Origin of the sequence: Bacteroides sp. RTP31139st1_H2_RTP31139_211217 (genome assembly GCF_040227615.1) — a bacterium.
Lineage (GTDB): Bacteria > Bacteroidota > Bacteroidia > Bacteroidales > Bacteroidaceae > Bacteroides > Bacteroides uniformis.
Genome location: NZ_JBCNZM010000074.1, coordinates 1 through 23,061 on the forward strand (window position 1 = coordinate 1; position 23,061 = coordinate 23,061).

The window sequence follows — 23,061 nt, forward strand, 5'->3', positions numbered from 1 at the left end:
ACTCCTTATAAAGAAAATGGCAACCATTCACAGGGTTGCCATTTCTTATATCTTCCTATGTTGTAATATAGTAGAGCGAACTTATTCCACCGTTACAGCCGTACCGCATGCCGTAACCATCAACATGCTGCCACTGCCTCCTACCGTTTCATAGTCCAAGTCTACACCAATCACGGCATTGGCACCCATAGCACGGGCATGTTCTTGCATCTCGCGCAAGGCTATATCTTTAGCTTCGCGCAGCACTTCTTCATAAGAGCCACTTCGCCCACCCACCACGTCGCGGATGCTGGCAAAGAAATCGCGGAATACATTGGCACCGATAATCGTTTCACCGGAAACGATGCCATAATAGCGGGTGATACGTCCACCCTCAATAGTCGGGGTTGTTGTTACTAACATAATTCATTTTTTTAGTTGTTGACATATTAGACGCAAGGAATGAAAGAAAGGTTGCAAAGCTTTGCTTTGGTCAGAACATCCGGCTGACACGAACTATACCTGCCACCAGCACATCTATCTCCTCCCGGGTATTGTAAAGCCCGAAAGATGCACGCACTGTTCCTTCGATGCCAAGACGCTGCATCAATGGTTGGGCACAGTGATGTCCCGTGCGTACGGCAATGCCAAGACGGTCGAGCAATGTACCCATATCAAAATGATGGATATCACCTACCAGAAACGATATGACACTACCCTTGTCTTCTGCCTCGCCGAAGATACGCATACCGGGAATCTCTTTCAGCCGTTGCATGGCATACTGGGTCAATTCGTGTTCATAGGCGGCAATCTTGTCCATCCCAACCAGCGAAACGTAGTCCAAAGCTTTGGCAAGTCCGGTAGTACCGATATAATCCGGCGTACCGGCTTCAAACTTGAAGGGCAATTCATTGAAGGTAGTCTTTTCAAAAGATACATGCTGAATCATCTCTCCACCGCCCTGATAGGGAGGTATCCTATCCAGCCACCCCTCTTTACCATAAAGCACCCCTACCCCCGTAGGACCATACACCTTGTGCGCGGAGAAAACGAAGAAATCGGCATCCAGATCCTGCACATCTACCGGCATGTGGGGAATGGACTGGGCACCGTCCACAAGCACCGGAACACCCTGCTCATGGGCAAAAGCAATCATCTCCTTGACGGGATTGACCGTACCCAGCACATTGGAAACATGCGCCACACTGACAATCCTGGTACGTTCGGAGAACAACTGCCTATATTCGTCCAATAAGAGTTCGCCCTTGTCATTCATCGGAATCACCTTGATGGTAATTCCACGCTTGGCGGCAAGCAGCTGCCAGGGAACAATGTTGCTATGGTGTTCCATCACAGAAAGAATCACCTCATCCCCCTCCTGCATAAATTCCTCACCAAAGCTGGAGACAAGCAGGTTGATACTCTCCGTCGTACCACGGGTGAAGACAATCTCATTCGTGCTGCGAGCATTGATGAAACGTCTCACCGTCTCACGCGAGGCCTCGTGCAGCTCTGTAGCCTGCTGCGACAGGAAGTGCACTCCGCGATGCACATTGGCATTCACCGAATAATATTCGTCCGTAATGGCATTTACTACCTGGCGAGGTTTCTGCGTAGTCGCGCCGTTGTCCAGATAGACCAACGGCTTGCCATATACCTCACGGGAAAGGATAGGGAAATCAGCTCGAAGCCTCTCCCCCAGCCCCTCTCCCATAGGGAGGGGAGCCAAGATACTACTCTTATTTATATCGTTGTTCATAATGAATCGAAATTATAAGCTATCACTTGCAGATGGCGCACCCCTGGCATTTGTTCAGTTCCCCCCGGAAACGCTTCTCTACCAGCAGATGCAGACGGTCTTTCAAAGCATCCAAACGGATGGTGTCGATAACTTCGTTGACAAAAGCGAACATCAGCAGCAGGCGCGCCTCGCGCACCGGGATACCACGCTGCCGCATATAGAAGAGAGCGCTTTCATCGAGCTGCCCCACCGTAGCGCCGTGACTGCACTTCACGTCATCTGCATAAATCTCCAGCTGAGGCTGGGTGTACATATGTGCATCTCGGGTGGCACAAAGATTGCGGTTGGTCTGTTGCGAACTGGTGTGCTGTGCGTCAGGGCGCACTAAAACCAGACCGGCAAAGGCACCTACAGCCTGCTCGTCAAGGACATACTTATAAAGCTCATTGCTGGTACAGTTGGGCACGGCATGGTCGATTGTCGTATGATTGTCCACATGCTGATTCTTGTCTGCAATGGCCATACCGCACAGATTCAGCTCCGCATGTTCACCGGCAAGCGTCACACAGGTTGTATTCCGTGTAGTTCCGTTGTGCAAGGTCATACCATTCAGCAATACATTACTATTGGCTTCCTGCCTTACATACATATTGCTGATACGTACCGTACTGGTGTGTGTCTCTTCGAGTTCATAAAAATCGAAAATGGCATTCTCACCGGCAAAGATTTCTATCACCTGCGTTGCCAGGAAGTTCACGCCGTCCATCGCATGGTCACACACCAACAAGCGGGCTTGTGCACCCTCCTCCAGAATAATCAGCACACGGCGGTTCACCATAAAATTGACGTCACCACGCAGGATATTCACCAGCTGAATAGGTTTCTCTACCACCACGTTCTTAGGAACATAAAACAGAACGCCGTCTTGTGCAAAAGCGGTGTTGAACGCCGTCACCCCATCCTCTGCCGTATCAGCCAACTTGCCATAATATTTCTTCACCAAATCGGGATGTTTCTCGGCCACCTCCTTCAGGCTGCCGAAGATAACCCCTTCAGGCAGATGGGACTTAGGCAAAGCCCTGCCATAAAAAGCATCGTTCACCACAAAATAAAGAGCAGTGCTCATATTGGGAACATCGCACTTGAACACTTCATAAGGATTCACCGGAATTTCCAACCGGTTCAAGTTCAAGCCATAATCCGGCTCAAAGAACTTGCTGATATCCGTATATTTGTATTTCTCCTCCTTACGGGTGGGAAAGCCCAAGCGCTCAAAGTCAGCAAAAGCAGCGGCACGCGGCGCATTCAGCACCTCGGCACTATGCCGGCATATCATCGCCTCCGTTTGGGAGAAAAGGTCTATGTATTGTTGCTCTACACTCATGTTTTCAGATTATGAGTTTATAATTCACCTGCTTCTTTCCTTATCCAATCGAAGCCACGTGTTTCAATCTCCTTCGCCAATTCCGGTCCACCGGTCTTTACGATACGTCCACCCAGCAGTACATGTACCGTATCGGGTTTGATATAGTCCAACAACCGCTGGTAGTGGGTAATGACCATAGCACTGGTTTCCGCAGTCTTGAGTTTGTTGAAACCGTCGGCCACAATACGCAAAGCATCCACATCCAATCCGGAATCCGTCTCGTCCAAAATAGCAAAAGTCGGTTCCAACATCGCCATCTGGAATATCTCGTTACGCTTCTTTTCACCGCCGCTGAAACCTTCGTTCACGCTACGGTTGGCCAGCTTGTTGTCCAACTCCACAATGGCACGCTTCTCGCGCATCAGCTTCAGGAACTCACTGGCCGACAAAGCAGGCAGATGGCGGTACTTGCGTTGCTCATTCACAGCCGCACGCATGAAGTTCACCATCGACACGCCCGGAATCTCTACCGGAGCCTGGAAAGAAAGAAAGATTCCTTCATGTGCACGGTCCTCAGGACTCATGGCAAGCAAGTCCTTGCCATTAAAGGTAATTGAGCCGCGCGTCACTTCGTAAGCAGGATGGCCAACCAACACATTACTCAACGTACTTTTACCAGCACCGTTCTGTCCCATCAGTGCATGTACTTCTCCATCACGTATGGTCAAGTTGATGCCTTTCAATATTTCTTTGCCATTGATGCTGGCATGCAGGTCTTTTATCTCTAACATCTTTATATTTACTATTTGACTATTTACAATTTACTATTTATAAATCACCCCACGCTTCCTTCCAGCGAAATGGCAAGCAATTTCTGCGCTTCTACGGCAAACTCCATCGGAAGTTTATTCAAAACCTCTTTGGCATAACCGTTCACAATCAGCCCCACGGCATCTTCCGTAGAAATACCGCGCTGATTGCAGTAGAATATCTGGTCCTCACTGATTTTGCTGGTAGTGGCCTCATGCTCCACGATGGCCGTTTCATTGTGAATATCCATGTAGGGGAAAGTATGCGCGCCGCATTTGTCACCAAGTAGCAAGGAGTCGCACTGGCTGTAATTACGAGCATTGTCCGCTTTCTGTGCCACGCGCACCAAGCCGCGGTAAGAGTTTTCGCTCTTTCCGGCAGAAATGCCTTTGCTCACAATGGTGCTCCGGGTATTCTTGCCCAGATGAATCATCTTTGTTCCCGTGTCTGCCTGCTGAGGGTTATTGGTTACTGCCACACTATAGAACTCCGCTGTCGAATTGTCGCCGGAAAGGATGCAAGACGGATACTTCCAGGTAATGGCCGAACCTGTTTCCACTTGTGTCCAAGACAGTTTACTGTCCACCCCTTTACAATGGCCACGCTTCGTCACAAAGTTATAGACACCACCCCGGCCCTCGGCATCACCGGGATACCAGTTCTGCACGGTGCTGTATTTCACTTCTGCACGGTCGTGCACTACAATTTCCACAATGGCCGCGTGCAACTGGTTCTCGTCACGCATCGGAGCCGTACACCCTTCCAGATAAGAAACGTACGAATCATCATCCGCCACAATCAAGGTTCTTTCGAACTGCCCCGTATTGCGGGCATTGATGCGGAAATAGGTGGACAACTCCATCGGACAGCGTACCCCCTTCGGGATATAGACAAAAGAACCGTCGGAGAACACCGCCGAGTTCAGTGCCGCAAAGAAGTTGTCACGATAAGGCACCACCGAACCGAGATATTTCTGTACCAAGTCGGGATGCTCGTGTACAGCCTCGCTGAACGAGCAGAAGATGATTCCTTTCTCCATCAGTGTCTCCTTGAAGGTAGTCTTTACAGACACCGAGTCCATAACGGCATCCACAGCCATACCGCTTAACGCCATCTGTTCTTCCAGCGGAATGCCCAGCTTATTGAAAGTCTTTATCAACTCAGGGTCTACCTCATCCATGCTTTTCGGTCCTTCCTTCTTCTTCGTAGGGTCGGCATAGTAGGATATGGCCTGATAATCTATTTCGGGAATGCGGAGATGTGCCCATGTAGGCATCTCCAATGTCAGCCAGTGGCGATATGCCTTCAGGCGGAACTCCAGCAACCATTCCGGTTCTCCCTTCTTCTCAGAGATAAGCCGCACTACATCTTCATTCAGCCCGCGCTCAATGATGTCTGTATGCACGTCGGTCGTGAAACCGTACTTATACTTCTCCTGAGTGAGTTCCTTTACATATTTATTGGGTTCTTCTTGTTGCATCACTTCTATAATTACAAATTATGAATTACAAAATCACGGTTCACGGTATCAGTCAAAGTCTCCGTTTACAATCTGCTCCGTAACCGCCTTTGCTGCGGGAAAGAATATCCCGGCAAACTCTTCCATAGGATAATATAACACTGATTCTTTCTTTTTTGTTTTGCTAATCAGCGTATTGTCTCCGTCTATAAATTCGATGACACCAATCAGCAGGCTCGTCAGCAGGAGGTACTTCAAAGCCCCTAGACCAGCCCCCAACCAATGATTGAGCCAGCCCAGCGAGACGGCCTCCATTGCCCGGGTCAGCAGAGAAGCCACCAGGGAGAAGAGCAAAGGAACAGCCAGCCAGATGAAGACAAATGCCAGTACTTGCGCCACTGTCATAGAGTCTGTCAACATGGGGCACAGCTTCACTGCCAACGAGGCATACAAAGCCTTTGCCGCCAGCAGACCGACAATCAGCCCCAGCAGAGAGGCCAATTGCTTCACAAAACCTTTCATGAAGCCGATGATTGCGCCCAAGCCGAAAGCAGCCAATATGATGATATCTATAATTGCCATAAAATTAATGTACCAATGTGACAATATGCTAATGTGCCAATATGCTAATGGGTCAATGAGCAAATAACTAATATGCAAAATGTGCCAATTGCCCTGCGGCATTTTCTGTACGCGCAGCCAATTGGCACATTAGCATATTTGCACATTATTCAATTATAATGTTTGCTTCACTTCTATTTCTTCGTAAGATTCGATAATATCGCCCACCTTGATGTCGTTGCAGTTTGTCAGGCTGATACCGCACTCGAAGTTGGTACCTACCTCCTTCACGTCGTCCTTGAAGCGCTTCAGGGCATTGATGGCACCCGTAAAGATTACGATACCGTCGCGTATCAAACGGGCCTTGTCGCTGCGTTTCACCTTTCCGGTCTTGACCATGGCACCTGCCACCAGTCCCACCTTCGTGATGTTGAACACTTCGCGCACCTCGATGGTTGCCGTTATCTGCTCCTTCAATGTCGGTGCCAGCATACCTTCCATGGCAGCCTTCACCTCTTCGATGGCATCGTAGATGACGGAGTACTTGCGGATATCCACACCCTCCTGCTCTGCCATCTTGGCGGCAGCACCCGAAGGACGTACCTGGAAACCGACGATAATCGCATCCGAAGCGGCAGCCAGCGAGACATCCGATTCGGAAATCTGACCGACACCCTTGTGGATTACGTTTACCTGCACCTGCTCCGTAGACAGCTTGATTAAAGAGTCGCTCAACGCTTCCACAGAACCGTCCACGTCACCCTTCACAATCACGTTCAGCTCATGGAAGTCACCCAGCGCCAGACGGCGGCCCACTTCGTCGAGCGTCAGCATCTTCTGCGTACGCAAACCTTGTTCACGCTGCAACTGTTCGCGTTTGTTGGCAATCTCGCGTGCTTCCTGCTCCGTTTCGATTACGTGGAACGTGTCGCCAGCAGCAGGTGCACCGTTCAAGCCCAATATCAGGGCAGGTGTAGAAGGACCAGCCTCCTGCATGCGTTGGTTACGCTCATTGAACATAGCCTTCACCTTACCGTAGCTGGTACCCGCCAGCACGATGTCGCCCATTTTCAAGGTACCGTTGGAAACGAGTACCGTAGCCACATAGCCACGACCCTTATCCAATGAGGACTCGATAATGGAACCGGTAGCACGGCGGTTCGGGTTTGCTTTCAACTCCAGCATTTCTGCTTCGAGCAGCACTTTCTCCATCAACTCGGGTACACCGATACCCTTTTTGGCAGAGATATCTTGCGACTGATACTTACCGCCCCACTCTTCCACCAAGAAGTTCATGGCAGCCAGCTCTTCCTTAATCTTGTCGGGGTTGGCAGTCGGTTTATCAATCTTATTGATTGCAAATACAATAGGAACACCCGCAGCCATGGCATGGTTGATGGCTTCCTTTGTCTGCGGCATCACGTTGTCGTCAGCAGCCACAATGATGATGGCAATATCCGTAGCTTTGGCACCACGGGCACGCATGGCGGTAAACGCCTCGTGGCCCGGAGTATCGAGGAATGTAATCTTACGTCCGTCGTCCAGCGACACGTGGTAGGCACCGATGTGCTGTGTGATACCACCCGCTTCACCGGCAATCACATTCGCCTTACGGATATAGTCGAGCAATGAAGTCTTACCGTGGTCTACGTGACCCATCACCGTTACAATCGGAGCGCGAGGTTCCAAATCTTCCTCATCATCCTCTTCCTCTACGATGGCCTGCGCCACTTCTGCGCTTACATATTCTGTCTTGAAGCCGAATTCCTCAGCCACCAAGTTGATGGTCTCGGCATCCAGACGCTGGTTGATGGATACCATCATACCAATGCTCATACAAGTGGCGATGACCTGAGTAACAGAAACATCCATCATGCTTGCCAACTCGTTGGCCGTCACGAATTCCGTAATCTTCAGTACCTTGCTTTCTGCCATTTCCATGTCTTCCAATTCCTGCATACGGCTGGAAGCCATGTCACGTTTTTCCTTACGATACTTGGCACCTTTGTTCTTTCCTTTGGAAGTGAGGCGTGCCAAAGTTTCCTTTACCTGCTTTGCTACATCTTCCTCGCTAACCTCCTGCTTGATGACCGGCTTCTTGAAGCGGTCCTTATTGCGGTTGCGGTTATTATTGGCATTGTTTCCACCAGGCTGGTTTCCACCTTGCGGGCGGGCACCCTGACCTTGCTGGGCACCAGCGTGTCCACGGTCGTTGCCACCACGCTGGAAGTTGGAAGCATTGTTGATGTCCACTTTCTCCTTATTGATACGGACACGTTTCTTCTTGCCGTTGGCATCGCCGGCAGCGGTATCCTTCAACTTGCTGTCATCACGGCGGATTTCCTTGATGATAGCTTCCTTCATCTGCTTCTTCTGATCCTGGCGAATCTTTTCCTTCTCTTCACGCTCCTTGCGTTTCTCCTCTTTCGATTTCTTCTTCGGGCGTGTGGATTGGTTCAGAGCCGCCAGGTCTATCTGTCCGATGACATTAATCTTCGAAACAAACTCAGGCTGATGTATCTTGAAGATTTCTTCTCCTTCTTCTTTCCCCTCTTTTTCAACCGGTGCTTCTTCAGCCACCGGTACGGGAGCAGGCGCTTCTATCATTTCTTCCTTTTTAGATTCTTGTTGAGCCTCTACAACCGGAGCAGGCTCTTCCTTGACAACGGGTTGTGGCTGCGGTTCCGAAACGGGCTGCGGCTCGGACTCAGATGCCGGCTGTACCTCCGGTTGCGGCTGTGGTTCCGGTTGGGGAGCAGGAGCAGGTTCCGGTTTCGGCGTTTCTACAACTGCCGGTTCCTCCACCTTCTTCTCCTCTACCGCTTTTTCCGCTTCTTTCTCTTTTTCCTGAGCAGGAGCAGGTCTACGGTTCAGTTTGTCCAAATCAATCTTGCCTACCGGCTTGAACTTCGGACGTGCGTCTTCCGGAACAACCGTCTTAATCTCCTCGGGCTTCGCTTTCTCCTGCGTTTCCCTATAGCCGTCAATAGACACGGACGCCTTGTTGCGGTCCTTGCTCTGACGTTCCTGGCTGAAACGCTCCGACTTTATCTTAAGGTCCTTATCTGTACTAAACTCCTTTTTGAGCAGTTCGAACTGTTCATCCGTAATTTTTGTGTTCGGATTTGCCTCAACGGTAAATCCCTTCTTTTGCAGGAACTCGACAGCCGTCGTAATCCCTACATTTAAATCTCTTGTTACTTTGTTTAACCTTATCGTCATACTAATTTAATGAATTAATGTGCCAATATGCTAATGTGCTAATTGGCTGAGAAAAAAGGAGTGTGCACTTCATCCGATATGCTATCTGCATTGGCACATTAGCATATTACCCACATTACCACATTACTGCTCCTCCTCTTCAAACTCCTGTTTCAAAATGCGCAATACCTCGTCCACCGTCTCTTCTTCGAGGTCCGTCTTCTCAATCAACATCTCACGGGGAGCGTTCAACACAGCCTTAGCCGTATCGATACCGATAGCCTTGATGGCATCGATAACCCAACCGTCTATTTCATCACGGAATTCGTCCAAGTAGATGTCTTCATCCTCTATGGCCTCATCCAACTCACGGAACACGTCGATGGTGTACTCAGTCAACATACTGGCAAGCTTGATATTCAAACCGCCTTTACCGATAGCCAGCGACACCTCTTCGGGTTTCAAGAACACTTCAGCCTTGCGTTCTTCCTCGTTCAAGCGGATGGAAGAAATCTTGGCAGGGCTCAAGGCACGCTGTATAAACAACTGGATATTGGACGTATAGTTGATAACGTCGATATTCTCGTTGCGAAGCTCGCGGACAATACCATGAATACGGCTACCCTTCACACCCACGCAAGCACCTACCGGATCGATACGGTCATCGTAGCTCTCAACGGCAATCTTGGCACGCTCGCCGGGGATGCGGGCAATCTTCTTGATGGTAATCAGTCCGTCATTGATTTCGGGTACTTCCATTTCGAACAGACGTTGCAGGAAGACGGGCGACGTACGGCTTAGGATAATCTTCGGATTATTATTCTTGTTGTCCACACGTGCCACTACGGCGCGGGCGGTCTCGCCCTTGCGGTAGAAGTCACTCGGTATCTGTTCGGTCTTGGGCAGCAACAGTTCGTTGCCTTCATCATCGAGCAGCAGCATCTCTTTCTTCCAAATCTGGTAGACTTCCGCATTGATGATGGTACCCACTTTATCAATGTATTTGTTGTAAATACTATCTTTCTCCAGTTCCAATATCTTGGAGGCCAGTGTCTGGCGCAAGTTCAAGATGGCACGGCGACCGAAGTTCGCGAAGATAACTTCATCCGTCACTTCCTCGCCCACTTCATAAGAAGCATCAATCTTTTGTGCTTCGGACAATGCAATCTGCAGGTTCGGGTTTTCCAAATCCTCGTCTGCCACTACCTCACGGTTACGCCATATTTCGAAGTCACCCTTGTCCGGGTTTACAATTACGTCGTAATTCTCATCGGTACCGAACATTTTCGCAATCACACTACGGAACGACTCCTCGAGTACGCTTACCATCGTGGTTCTGTCGATATTCTTCAGTTCCTTAAATTCCGAAAATGTATCTATCAAGCTGACAGTTTCTACTTTTTTGGCCATAGTCTTATTTAAAACTGATTAAGTATTTAGTGTATTTTATCTCTTCATACGTAAAGGTCAAGTCCTCGTCCACCAGCTTGGGACGCTTGGCACCTTCCTCTTTCACTTTCTTCTGAATGGTCACGACGAAATGCTGTTCGTCGGCTTCCTTCAACACGCCGCTGAGCTTGCGGCCGTCCTTTGCCAGCACTTCCACTTCCTTGCCGATGTGGTTAATGTACTGCTGCAGTACCTTGAAGGGCTGTCCGATGCCGGCCGAACCGACTTCCAACTCATAATCCTCATCCTCACGGTTCAACTTGGACTCGATGTAGCGGCTCAGCTCTACGCAGTCCTCAATCCAAACACCTTCTTTGTGGTCTATTTCCACCAAAATCTTGTCATCCGGGCTGATTGTCACCTCCACAAGGAAGTAGTCCTTTCCTGCCAGCCACTCGTCAACAATCTGACAAACAGTTTTCTTTTCTATCATAGATTAACCATTAGGAACAAAAAAGAGGAGCTTAATCGCCCCTCCACCTTTCATCCGTTTTCGGTTGCAAAGATATAAATAATCTGTTCGACTACAAAATATTAGAGAAAAAAAGATTGATTTAACGGTTCAAACGGGAATTATATTACAAACACACCCTTTCAACACTTCAAGATAAGGGGTAAAACATATAATCTTATGAGACAGAAGCTTATACTTTATGAAATGAATTATCACGTTCCATACTGCATGAGATGCACATGTCAAGCACAACGAGATGTGCATCTCGGACAACATGAGATGTACATCTCAAGCATACAATCTCTATTGTTTCAGGAAAAGAAGTAAGGAGATACAAACGGAAAGAAGATACTGTTGAAAGACAACGCGGAAAAATAAAAGGCCGATAGCTTGTTTCATGCTATCGGCCCTTTTACTATGGTTCTAAAGGTCTAAAAGACCTTGTCGTATCACTTATTCGGAGTCTCCCACTTCTTGGTATCCGTACAAACCACGTTCACCGTTTGGTCACCCGTCTGGATGCGGAAGTCACCTTTCTCCAAAATCCACTTGCCATCATAGCCTACGAAAGCAAGGTCGGAGCCTTTCAGTTTCAGAGTCACGGTCTTTGTCTCGCCCGGTTTCAGTTCCACTTTCTCGAAAGCGCGAAGACGGCGGGTATCGGGAGTAAGGGAGGCAACGAGGTCACTGCTGAAGAGCAACACGCTCTCCTTGCCGACACGGTCACCGGTATTCTTCACATCAACGGTGAAAGTAAGCACATCATCAGCGGTAAAGTCCGACTTATCCACCTTGAGGTTGCTGTACGCAAAGGTGGTATAGCTCAAACCGTAGCCGAACGCCCACTGTACGGACACCTGCGCGTCGTAGTTATAAGCGCCTTCCATCTGCTTGCCGATGTGTTCGCACGGTTTGTAGTCGTACGTAATCAGCGAGTTGATTTCCTTCGGATAAGTGAAAGGCATCTTTCCGCTGAAGTTGGCGTCGCCGGCAATGAGGTTTGCCAACGCATCGCCGCCGTAGTTGCCCGGAAGCATGGTGTTGACCACAGCCTTTGCCAAAGGCTCGATGTCGGCTATCAGGCGTGGACGGCCCTCGTTCAGCACCAGAATGACGGGCTTGCCGGTCTTGGCAAGAGCCTTCACCAGGTCGAGCTGGTTCTGTGAGAGGAAGAGGTTCGTCAGGTTACCCGGAGTCTCGCAGTAAGAGTTCTCACCGATGCAGGCAACGATGTAGTCGGCACCGGCAGCGGCAGCTACGGCTTTCTCTATCTCAGGAGCATTCTCTTCCCACCAGTTGCCACCTTGCTTATAAGTGACACCGGCTTCGTAGATGATGTTGTCCGCACCGAATTTATTGGTGAAAGCCTCGAGGATGGTATTATATTGGCCTGCATGCTCGTCTGCCTTGTCACCCTGCCAAGAGTAGGACCAGCCGCCGTTGAGGCAACGCATGGAGTTGGCATTCGGACCGGTAACCAGCAGTTTCTTGCCTTTTGCCAGCGGCAGTATGCCGTCTGTGTTCTTCAGGAGTACCAAAGACTCTTCGGCAGCCTGGAGTGCGGCGGCGGCATGTTCCGCACTGCCGAACAGCGGGAAGTCTTTCAAATCATAATAGGGTTTCTCAAACAGATTGAGGCGGTACTTCAGGCGCAATACGCGGCGCACCGCATCGTCAATGCGGCTCATGGGGACTTCGCCTTCTTCCACCAGCTCCTTCAGGAGTGTGCAGAACTTCCAGTCGTACGGGTCCATCGACATGTCGATGCCGGCATTGATGGCGAGCTTGATGGCTTCCTTCTTATCCTTGGCTATGTGGTCGCGGCTATAAAGGTTGTTGATGTCCGCCCAGTCAGTCACAATCATACCGTCCCAGTTGAGGTCTTCTTTCAGCCACTTGGTCAGCAGCTCATAGTTGGCATGGAAAGGCAGACCGTTGTTCATGGCGGAGTTCACCATCACGGAGAGGGCACCTGCTTTCACCATTTCCAGATAAGGAGCGAAATGCTTCTCACGCATATCCTGCTCGGTGATGGAAGACGGCGTACGGTCCTTACCGGAAACGGGAACACCATAACCCATATAGTGCTTCATACAAGCGGCAACGTTGTTCTCGCCAATCAGGTTGGGGTTCTCGCCCTGGAAACCGATAACTGCTTCACGTCCCATTTCGGCATTGACGTAGGCGTCTTCACCATAATTTTCCCACATACGAGGCCAGCGCGGGTCACGTCCGAGGTCGGTCACCGGGGCATACGTCCAGGGAATGCTTCCCGCCTTTGTTTCATAAGCGGAGATGCGTGCACCTTCACGTGTCAGTTCACGGTTGAAGGTAGCTCCCATATTGACGCCTTGCGGGAAGAAAGTACCACCCAGCGTATAGGTAGTTCCGTGTATCTGGTCTACACCGTACACACAAGGAATACCCATCACCTCCATGGATTTCTCCTGAATGCGTTTGATGATTTCCTGCCACTTCTCCACGCTTTGTGCCACACCGTTAGGCACGTTCAAGATGGAGCCTACTTTGTATTTTCCGATGACAGAGTCGAGCATCGCCTCGTCCAACTGGAAGCCCTTGGCATTCTCAATACCCTGGATACGCATATAGAGCTGCATCATCACTTCTTGCGAAGGCATCTCCTTACCCAGCTTGAACTCTTTCTCTAACTTATACCTCTTGACGATTTTCTTCAAATCATCTACAGTTATATCTTTCGGATTGAGACCGGCAAAAGGATTGGCGCGTTTCTGCAGGAGGTCTATGGTGAGTTCGCACATCTGACCGACTTTCTCGTCAAGCGTCATCTTCTTCAGCAAAGTCTCAATCTGCTGTTCTATTTTCTCGTCTCTTGGAATGGCAGGCGCAACAGTGGTCTGCGCCGTAGAAGTAAGTACTAACCCTGATAGGGCTAAAGATAAGATTAACTTTTTACTCATGGTTGTGATATTGGTTTATAATAGTTGCACTATCTGTTTATACGAGGCACAAAGATAAGAACATCCTGCCATACCAAAGGGTACAACAGGATGTTTTTTAGGGTATGATTTGTTATTTTTTCAGACAATCCAACTCTCATCTCTTCAAGAGGCTCATCGGTTCCTGAAGTTTCAGGATGTTGTTCGTCTTCTGCGTTGCGGCAGCTACTTCAGCCTCCAGCGTAGCCTTGATGTCGCGTGAGGAAGCCCCGACGAGGAACTTGTAGTTTCCGGGAGTTACCACCCATGCCGATGCAGCCTCATCGTAGGAAGCCAGGTCATCAGCATTCACTTTCAGCGTCACCACAACCGCTTCGCCCGGTTTCAGCTCCTTGGTCTTGGCAAAAGCCTTCAGTTCCTTTTCGGGCTTGTTGGCAGCAACATCGGGAGCGGATACATAAAGCTGAACCACTTCCTTGCCTGCTACCTTACCGGTGTTCTTCACTTCTACAGACACGGTATAGACACCGTTGTCTGCCTTGACAGCAGCCTTGTCGTAAGCAAAAGTGGTATAGGAAAGACCGTAACCGAAAGGATAGGAAACCTGCTTGCCAAAGGTGTCGAAGTAACGGTAACCCACGTAAATGTCCTCTTCGTAATTGGTATAGTCCACGTTCTTCACGTCGTTCTTCTTCCCGCCTTTGTTCATGAGGTCGGTGCTCACACGCATGTCTATCGGGAAGTTGTCGGAAGAAGCGGCATCTTCAAACTTCACCGGGAAAGTCATTGTCAGCTTGCCCGAAGGAGAAGCCTTGCCACTCAGCACGTCAGCCACACTGTTTCCTCCCTCCTGGCCTGCCTGCCATGCACAAAGAATGGCATCGGGAGCAGATTTCCAAGAAGCAGTTTCAATCACACCACCGATATTGAGCACTACCACTACCTTCTTTCCGGCAGCGTGGAAAGCATCGGACACAGCTTTCAACATGTTCTGTTCCTCTTTGGTGAGGTTGAAGTCGGCTACCATACGGTCAAGGAACTCACCGGAGGTACGTCCCAGCGTCACCAGTGCCACATCGGCCTTGGCAGCCTGCTCGCGGATGACTTGTGCGGAAACAGCCATCTCAGCCGGACGGGTATCGGGCATGAACCACTCTTTCTTATCTTTGGACAGACGTTCTTTCTCGGTTTTCAGGTAAGCTTCATAGCTATTCTTCAGCGCTTCATCCACCACATAGCCGGCATTCTTCAAGCCGTCCAATAGCGAAACGGTATAAGCGCGGTTCACGTTGCCCGAACCTGTACCGCCTGCAATGAAATCGTAGGAAGTGCAACCGAAGAGTGCCACGTTCTTCACGTCGGCAGCCAGCGGCAGAGCACCGTTATCGTTCTTCAGCAATACCATACCTTCCGTTGCCGACTGGCGAGTAACGGCAGCATGCGCCTTCAAATCAGGCTTGTTGGAGTATTTATATCCCTTGAAGTGGGGAGTCTGGAGAATCATCTCCAGAATACGCTTCACATTCTGATTGAGGATGGCTTCATCTAACGCTCCGTCCTGCACACCCTTCACGATGGCTTCGTACTGCTTGGGCAGACCGGGCTGCAACATGTCGTTGCCCGCCACCATCTGTGCCACAGCATCTTTACCACCGAACCAGTCGGTCATCACCATACCCTTGAAGCCCCATTCGTCACGCAGCATCGTTGTCTGCAACTCCTTGTTTTCCGAAGTATAGACACTGTTCAGGTAGTTGTATGAGGACATCACGGTCCAAGGAGCGGATTCCTTCACGGCAATCTCGAACCCTTTCAAGTAGATTTCGCGCAAGGCGCGTGGAGATACATGCGCATCCGTAGCCATACGGTTGGTTTCCTGGTTGTTCACAGCAAAGTGCTTGATACTGGTACCCACACCGTTGCTCTGCACACCACGTACGTAGGCGGCGGCAATCTTACCCGACACCAACGGGTCTTCGGAATAATACTCGAAGTTACGTCCGCAAAGCGGGTTACGGTGAATGTTCAGCGCCGGAGCCAACAGCACGTCCGCACCGTATTCCAGCACTTCGTTACCGATGGACTGACCTACACTTTCCACCAGTTCCTGGTCCCAGGTAGAGGCGAGCAAAGTTCCGATAGGGAAATGAGTACAATAGTACGTAGCCGAATCCCCCTCACGCTTGGGGTCGATACGCAGTCCGGCGGGACCATCAGCCAGCACCACAGCGGGAATGCCGAGGCGTTCAATCGGGTATGTGGTTCCTGCCGCACCCGGCACCAGCTTTCTCGTTGCACCGATTACGGCACTGTCACCCGAGAAACCTGCCATACCGGTACCCACTACCAGATGCGCCTTTTCCTCCAAGGTCATGGCGCCAATCACCTCATCCAGAGAGGACTTTCCAAGCTGCGGCACACCCGGTCCGCAAGCTGACAAAACAGCCATTGCTGCTGCCATGGATATGATATTCTTCTTCATAATCTTATTTAAATATCTTCGGTGCGAATTCTGTCAGGTAAATACGCCAGTTCTTCCAGATATGACCTTCTCCGGTTTCATAATATTCATATTTGTAACCCTTCTCGTCCAACATCTTGCGGTAGTCGTTATTGGCCTGGAACAAGAAGTCTTTATTACCGATAGCGATGTAATAGAGTGCCGGTTTCTTGGCAAACTGGGTTTTCAGTTTGACTTCAAGGTTGTCATAAATCGGAGACTTCACATCTTTGTTGGGCATGATGGCAGCCGAGAACAGCCCTACATAGTCGAACATGTCCGGATATTGCTTGGAGATGTGCATGGAGTGGAAACCTCCCATAGAGAGACCAGCAATGGCACGCCCCTTCTTGTTGGCCTGTGTACGGTAAGTCTTATCAATGAATTTCACCACGTCGGGGAAAGCCGTTTCGAAAGAACCTTCCATCGTCTTGGGCAGATTCATGCTGGGAGCGGCAAAACCCAGTGACGATTCACCCGGAGCAGCCTCCAACGCAGCGTTACCGTTGGTCATTACTACAATCATCGGCTTGGCCTTGCCTTGGGCGATGAGGTTATCCAGAATCTGTGCCGTACGTCCCAGTTCGCTCCATGCGTTCTCGTCGCCACCCATGCCGTGTAGCAGGTAGAAGACGGGATAGCGCTTGCCGCTTGTCTCATATCCGGCAGGCGTATAGACAGTCAGACGGCGGTCCATACCCAGCGTAGGGCTGTTGTACCATACCTTAGATACCGTTCCATGAGGAACTTTATTCACTTTGTAAAGGTCGATGCGCTCGTCACCACCGATGATGAATACATTCGTCACGCTTGCCACGTCTCGAATCATATAGACGTTGGCAGGGTCGTTAATCTTCAGTCCGTCTACCAGGAAAGTGTAGCTGTAGAGTTCCGGTTTCAGCGGTTCGGGAGTAGTGAATTCCCACACACCGTCCTTGTTCTCTTTCAAATCTGCCACACCCGGACCATCAAACTCACCAAAAGGAGTCTTGATTTTCTGCGTAGGCAGGAAGTCGCCGGTTACTTGCACCTTTACGGCTTTCGGCGCCTTCAAGCGGAAAGTTACTGTATTGTTGTCGTGTATCTCAGGTGAGACCACGGGAGCGCCTCCCCAGAGAGCTTGTTGCGCGAAAGTCATCGCACACATCAGCAACAGAGCTGACAAAATAGAAATTCTTTTCATGATACGTATGTTATTTTGTTATTAAATTAGTTATACCAAATCCTCTTATTTGAACAACTTCGGCGCGAACTCCGTCAGATAGATTCGCCAGTTCCTCCAGATATGTCCCTCGCCCGTTTCAAGATACTCGTACTTATAACCATTGTCGTCAAGCAACTTGCGAAAGTCGGCCACACCTTTATAAACAAAGTCCGTCTTGCCGCATGCGATGAAGTAAAGAGCCGGTTTCTTGGCAAACTGAGTCTTCAGCTTACCTTCGAAGTCGGTATAGACCGGACAAGTCGATTTATCGTTTCCGGTACTTGCACCGGAGAAAAGACCTACATAGTCGAACATGTCCGGGTAATACTTGGAAATATTGCAAGAGTGGAAACTACCCATAGAAAGCCCGGCAATAGCACGGTTCTTCTTATTGGCAAGAGTGCGGAAATTCTTCTCCACGAACTTCACAATTTCGGGAAACGAGAGTTCAAAAGCACCTTCCGCCACCTTCGCTCTTTCGTCGGGACGCATGGAGGGGGCAACAAAACCCTTGGGAGATTCACCTGCAGCAGCATCTTGCCAAGCATTGCCGTTAGTCATCACCACAATCATAGGTTTAGCCTTGCCTTGTGCAATGAGATTATCCAATATCTGCGAAGTACGGCCAAGAGCAATCCAAGCTTCCTCATCACCACCTGCACCATGAAGCAGATAAAATACCGGATAACGCTTGCCGCTGGTTTCATAACCAGCCGGAGTGTAAATCGTCAGACGGCGGTCCATTCCCAGCGAAGGACTATTGTACCACATGCGACTTACCGTTCCATGGGGTACCTTATTCACTTTATACAAATCGGCACGGTCACCACCGATGATAAATACATTGGTCACGGTAGCCACATCCCGAATCATGTAAACATTGCTCGGGTCCATCATTCTCAATCCATCCACAATAAAGGAGTATCCATAAAGTTCCGGCTTCAATGGTTCGGGAGTAGTAAATTCCCAAACGCCATCCTTCCCCTCTGTCAAATCGGCAATGCCCGGTGCATCATAATCGCCACGAGGAGTCTTAATAGTTTGTGGAGGCAGAAAATCACCAGTAATCTGCACCCTTACAGCCTTAGGAGCTTTCAAGCGAAAAGTAACCGTGTTGTCATCATGAATATCAGGAGAGACAACCGCCGCACCTCCCCAAAGAGCTTGCTGTGCAAAAAGGGTGACACAGCAGACCAGCAGCATCGCTGCCGAACTTAATAATCTTTTCATAATTTCTTATATTAAATGAATTAGCTTTTTGTTATTTAGCAAAGCTGCGACTTACAAAAGGCAGGCACATATAAAGTGCCGAATGCCAATATTCGCTGGTATGTCCGCCATCCCGCACACGGAACTGGCAAGGGATACCGGCATTACGCATCGCTTGGAAAAACTCTATATTACGGTCCAGCAGAAAGTCATCATCTCCGCAATCCACAAACCACTGTACTGTACGAAGCTGTGCCTTACGCGCATCATCTGCCTCAACCACATACCTGATGCAACTATGTTCCTGCACAGAACGCGTCAGCACAGCCATCTTGTTTGTGGGGTCGGGATCTTTTCCCACCTCCTCACCACTGACGGGGATGTTCATCAAAGCACTCATGGCATAGGCAGCACAATACATATCCGGATAGCGTTGTGCATAGCTCGTCGTTCCACCTCCGCCCATAGAAAGTCCGGCAATGGCACGATGCCGCTTATCACCTTTCACCCGGTAAGTCTTCTCTATATAAGGAAGGAACTCCTTATAGAAGAAATCTTCGTAAGCCCAGCCCGGCATGTTGAAGTAGCCGTTCCAGCAAGTAGCCGGATTGCCTCCTGCATTGGGGCTGACGATAATCATCTCGCAAGCCTCGCCCGATGCCACCAACTGGTCCATCACGTCCTTCACACGTTGGTCTGTAAACCAACTGGTATTCACCCCCGACATGCCGTGCAACAAATAGAGGATAGGATATTTCCTATCCGTTTCATTGCTATAGCTTTGCGGCAGATAGATGGTGTAGGCACGGTGTGCTTTCAATACCTGGCTGTAGATGCTGTCGGTCACTACCTTGCTTTGCGGTCCCCATGCAGGATTTTGTGCATTTGCCATCCACAGCAAGCAGACGGCTAAGAGAGAGAGTATCAATCTTTTCATGGTATCGATTTAAAAATGTACTACAAAATAAGCGTTTTCCATTCTAAAACTAATTGATATATATCAGTTTTTTCACGCATATCCCCCTCATCTCTTCACCATCGGATACACAGCCACAGGCACTTGCGCCCGCATGGCATCATGCACTTTCTGCTTGCGTGCCTTTGTCACCCTCTGTACCGCTGTGCAACGCACATCGGCCGAAGATGCGGCAACCATCCACTGATATTCACCCTTAGCCAACTCCCAAGAGCTGTTTTTCTCATTAAAGGAAGCCATGTCCATCACGTTCCAAGTCAGAATCAGTGTCTGGCTCTCGCCCGGCTGGAGCAAGGCAGTTTTGCCGAAGGCCTTCAACTCCTTGGCAGGCTTGTCAAGTCCCCCATTCGGAGCTTTCACATAGAGTTGTACAGCTTCACGCCCTGCCACCTTGCCGATGTTCTTCACGCTCACTTTCAACTCACAGCGGTCGGCATCCATTTTGGCGTTCTCTACCGCATAGTCAAAAGCAGTATAGCTCAAACCATGACCGAACGGATAGGAAACCTCTTTACCGAAAGTGTCGAAATAGCGATAACCCACATAGATTCCCTCTTCATAGTTGGTGAAATCCACATTTTTCTCCGGTTCCTTCGGTTTCTCCTCTTTCTTTTCGGACTTGAAGTTCATGCCGGTACCCATAGCAAACGACGGCATCTTGAACTCGTAATCAAAAGGGAAGTTAGCATCCGACGGCGCATCGCCATATTTCACGGCAAACGTCATGGGTAACTTGCCCGAAGGATTCACCTCTCCGGTCAGGATATCCGTGATACAATTGCCCACCTCTTGTCCCGGCTGGAAGGCACAAACCACTGCATCTGCCAGTCCCTTCCAAGAAGCAGTTTCCACCGGGCTGCAGATGTTGAGAACCACCACCAGTTTCTTGCCTGCAGCATGATAAGCGGCAGACACCTGCTTAATCAGAGCCAATTCGTTCTCCTTCAGAAGGAAATCTTCCACACGGCGGTCACAGCCCTCGCCACTGACACGCCCCAGCGTAAGCACGGCAATGTCGTTGGCTTTCACTTGTGCAGCCAGTTCCTCGGCAGTGGGCAGGAACTCCTCGGCACGGGGCAGCGGAGTAAAGGCGAAAGGTGGTTTTCCGTGAGGAAAAAGCCGTTTCTGCTCGTCGGCCATATGCTTCTTGTAGCGGTTCAGCAATTCTTTGTCCACGGTGTAGCCCGCATTGCGCAAACCTTCTACCATAGAAACCGTGTAATAACCGATGCCCGTACTGCCAAAGCCCATGCCGGCAGGAACCATGTCATAGGAAGTAGTTCCATAAAGGGCCACTTTTTTGATGCCGGCAGCCATGGGTAGCGCCTGCTTGTTATCCAGCAGCACGATACCTTCCGCACCTATCTCACGGTCTACTTGCGCATGAGCCTCCAAGTCGGTTTTATTGGGATACTCGTAGCCGGCAAAGGTATGGCTCTTGACCACAAACTCCAGCACACGCTTCACGCTGCGGTCGAGGAGTGCCAAATCCAGTGTACCACTCTCTACGGCTTTCAAAATAGCTTTATACTGGCGGTCCTGCCCCGGTTGAAGCATATCGTTTCCTGCTACGATGGAGGTCACGGCATCTTTTCCGGCATTCCAGTCGGACATCACCAGTCCCTTGAATCCCCATTCGTCGCGGAGGATGTCTTCTGTCAGTTCACGGTCCTCGCAGGTATATTTGCCGTTCACCTTATTGTAGGCGGTCATCACGCTCCAGGGCTGAGACTCTTTGACAGCAATCTCAAAGCACTTCAAATACAGCTCGCGCAAGGGGCGTTGTGTCAGGCGAGAGTCGTTGTTATTGCGGTTGGTCTCCTGGTTGTTTACGGCAAAGTGTTTCAGGCAGGTACCTGTCCCCCGGCTCTGGATTCCGTTGATATAAGCAGCAGCCATTTTGCCGGTCAGCACCGGATCTTCCGAATAATATTCATGGTTACGTCCGCAGAGCACATTTCGCATCAGGTTGACACCCGGTGCCAGCAACACATCCAAACCATAATCCTTCACCTCCGTACCCAAAGTACGTCCCACCTTGTGGGCTGCATCCGGATTGAAAGTTGCTGCCACCGTGGTGCTGGAAGGAAATTCCGTAGCATGATAAGTACGGCTGTCGAATTCCCGCTTGGCAGCCATCGCCAACCGGTGCGGTCCGTCGGCAAGATAGGCGGAAGGGATACCCAGTCGGGGAATGTCGTAAGTACGTCCCGCTGTTCCGGGAAACTTGGTATCACTTCCCATCGACATTCCACAACCGATAACGAGGTGTACCTTCTCTTCGAGGGTCATGGCACTGACTACTTCGTCGATATTATCGGCACGCAGTCTGACTGACTGATTCGAACCGGTCGTCTGTGCAGTCAAGGCAGATGCCAGACAGAGTGAAAATAAAGTAATTGACAATCTTCTCATATATATTATATTTAAAAAGCCACAAAAGAAGCCCCCGTACAATTAGATGATTTCCACGGGGGACTTCTTCTACAAACAATTAATCAGTTAGAAAAATCTAATTTTGTCTATCTGCATCAGATGACGAAGTTAGATTTTGATTCTTTATGCGCTTTACCAACCTGCATTTTGTTCCATATTCGGATTCAAGCGGATTTCCTTTGCCGGAATAGGCAACAAATAATGTCTTTCCTTGAAACCATAACGCGTTTTATCCTTGTTATACTGAATGTATTCTACCGCTACATTATCCGGCTCATCTTTTCCTGCCTTATTTGACAAGATAGGTGTTCTTTCACCCTGATCCTTAAGCAAAGCCTCCGCATCTTTCCAACGGATAATATCCTGATAACGGGTATATTCAGAACAGAGTTCCAGTCTCTTTTCCAATTTAATGGCATCCAAGGTAGCCGTCTTTGCATCCAATCTTGCACGCTGACGCACCTCATTCAAGCAAGCATCAGCTTCGGATTGATTGCCATCCTTCAGGTTTGCTTCAGCTGCCAGTAACAAGACTTCAGCATAACGCATCCAACGATAGTTATTATATGAACACCAGAACCCAGCAGGAGATTCTACATTCGAGAAGCGACGCTTCCACATGAAATAACCTTCATTAATCAAACTCTGCCCTTTGGCAACCTTGACACCCAATTGAGAAATTTGGTCATAGGTTTTCATTGTCTGATTCAACCGATAACCATCTACACCCTCTTCCTGAACAAATGCATCATACAACTTTTTCTGAGGAACCATAAATCCCCATCCGGTACCATTAAA

The 23,061-nt window shown here is 49.6% G+C and carries 16 protein-coding genes; all 16 read right to left on the minus strand.

Translation table 11 applies throughout. The features are described 5' to 3' along the window. Nucleotides 1-81 precede the first annotated feature (81 nt). Nucleotides 82-402: a heavy metal-binding domain-containing protein gene (locus tag ABUA47_RS13360; protein ID WP_005824368.1), complete on the minus strand. Its 321-nt coding sequence runs from the start codon at nt 400-402 to the stop codon at nt 82-84. 70 nt (nt 403-472) lie between these two features. Then, a complete protein-coding gene (locus ABUA47_RS13365) occupies nt 473-1,693 on the minus strand; it encodes a cysteine desulfurase (protein ID WP_008661986.1) in 1,221 nt (406 codons plus the stop codon). A 67-nt stretch (nt 1,694-1,760) separates the two neighbouring features. After that, entirely contained in the window at nt 1,761-3,104 is a 1,344-nt protein-coding gene (sufD, locus tag ABUA47_RS13370; protein ID WP_005824364.1) for a Fe-S cluster assembly protein SufD, read from the minus strand. Between the two features lie 17 nt (nt 3,105-3,121). Next, nucleotides 3,122-3,877: a Fe-S cluster assembly ATPase SufC gene (sufC, locus tag ABUA47_RS13375; RefSeq protein WP_005824362.1), complete on the minus strand. Its 756-nt coding sequence runs from the start codon at nt 3,875-3,877 to the stop codon at nt 3,122-3,124. A 44-nt stretch (nt 3,878-3,921) separates the two neighbouring features. Then, nucleotides 3,922-5,376, minus strand: a complete 1,455-nt coding sequence (gene sufB / locus ABUA47_RS13380; protein WP_349831660.1) for a Fe-S cluster assembly protein SufB — start codon at nt 5,374-5,376, stop codon at nt 3,922-3,924. Nucleotides 5,377-5,424: 48 nt separating this feature from the next. Beyond that, nucleotides 5,425-5,937, minus strand: coding sequence for a CvpA family protein (locus tag ABUA47_RS13385; RefSeq protein ID WP_008661989.1), 513 nt, complete (start codon nt 5,935-5,937; stop codon nt 5,425-5,427). Nucleotides 5,938-6,090: 153 nt separating this feature from the next. Beyond that, nucleotides 6,091-9,138: a translation initiation factor IF-2 gene (gene infB, locus ABUA47_RS13390; RefSeq protein WP_005824356.1), complete on the minus strand. Its 3,048-nt coding sequence runs from the start codon at nt 9,136-9,138 to the stop codon at nt 6,091-6,093. A 123-nt stretch (nt 9,139-9,261) separates the two neighbouring features. Further along, nucleotides 9,262-10,527, minus strand: coding sequence for a transcription termination factor NusA (gene nusA, locus ABUA47_RS13395; RefSeq protein WP_005824354.1), 1,266 nt, complete (start codon nt 10,525-10,527; stop codon nt 9,262-9,264). A 4-nt stretch (nt 10,528-10,531) separates the two neighbouring features. Next, a complete protein-coding gene (gene rimP, locus ABUA47_RS13400; protein WP_005824352.1) occupies nt 10,532-10,999 on the minus strand; it encodes a ribosome assembly cofactor RimP in 468 nt (155 codons plus the stop codon). A 470-nt stretch (nt 11,000-11,469) separates the two neighbouring features. Beyond that, nucleotides 11,470-13,959 carry a glycoside hydrolase family 3 N-terminal domain-containing protein gene (locus tag ABUA47_RS13405; RefSeq protein WP_008661991.1) on the minus strand — a complete coding sequence of 830 codons (2,490 nt, stop codon included), beginning with the start codon at nt 13,957-13,959 and terminating at the stop codon, nt 11,470-11,472. Between the two features lie 136 nt (nt 13,960-14,095). After that, a complete protein-coding gene (locus tag ABUA47_RS13410) occupies nt 14,096-16,420 on the minus strand; it encodes a glycoside hydrolase family 3 C-terminal domain-containing protein (protein WP_347774540.1) in 2,325 nt (774 codons plus the stop codon). 4 nt (nt 16,421-16,424) lie between these two features. Next, on the minus strand, nt 16,425-17,621 hold the full coding sequence (locus ABUA47_RS13415; RefSeq protein WP_005825852.1) for an esterase: 1,197 nt from the start codon (nt 17,619-17,621) through the stop codon (nt 16,425-16,427). Nucleotides 17,622-17,666: 45 nt separating this feature from the next. Then, entirely contained in the window at nt 17,667-18,872 is a 1,206-nt protein-coding gene (locus ABUA47_RS13420; RefSeq protein ID WP_005825853.1) for an esterase, read from the minus strand. A gap of 31 nt (nt 18,873-18,903) precedes the next feature. Then, entirely contained in the window at nt 18,904-19,788 is an 885-nt protein-coding gene (locus tag ABUA47_RS13425; RefSeq protein WP_035447705.1) for an alpha/beta hydrolase, read from the minus strand. 87 nt (nt 19,789-19,875) lie between these two features. Further along, nucleotides 19,876-22,242, minus strand: a complete 2,367-nt coding sequence (locus ABUA47_RS13430; protein ID WP_035447702.1) for a glycoside hydrolase family 3 C-terminal domain-containing protein — start codon at nt 22,240-22,242, stop codon at nt 19,876-19,878. A 153-nt stretch (nt 22,243-22,395) separates the two neighbouring features. Next, nucleotides 22,396-23,061: RagB/SusD family nutrient uptake outer membrane protein (locus ABUA47_RS13435; RefSeq protein ID WP_349831661.1), on the minus strand; the 666-nt coding region annotated here is incomplete at its 5' end.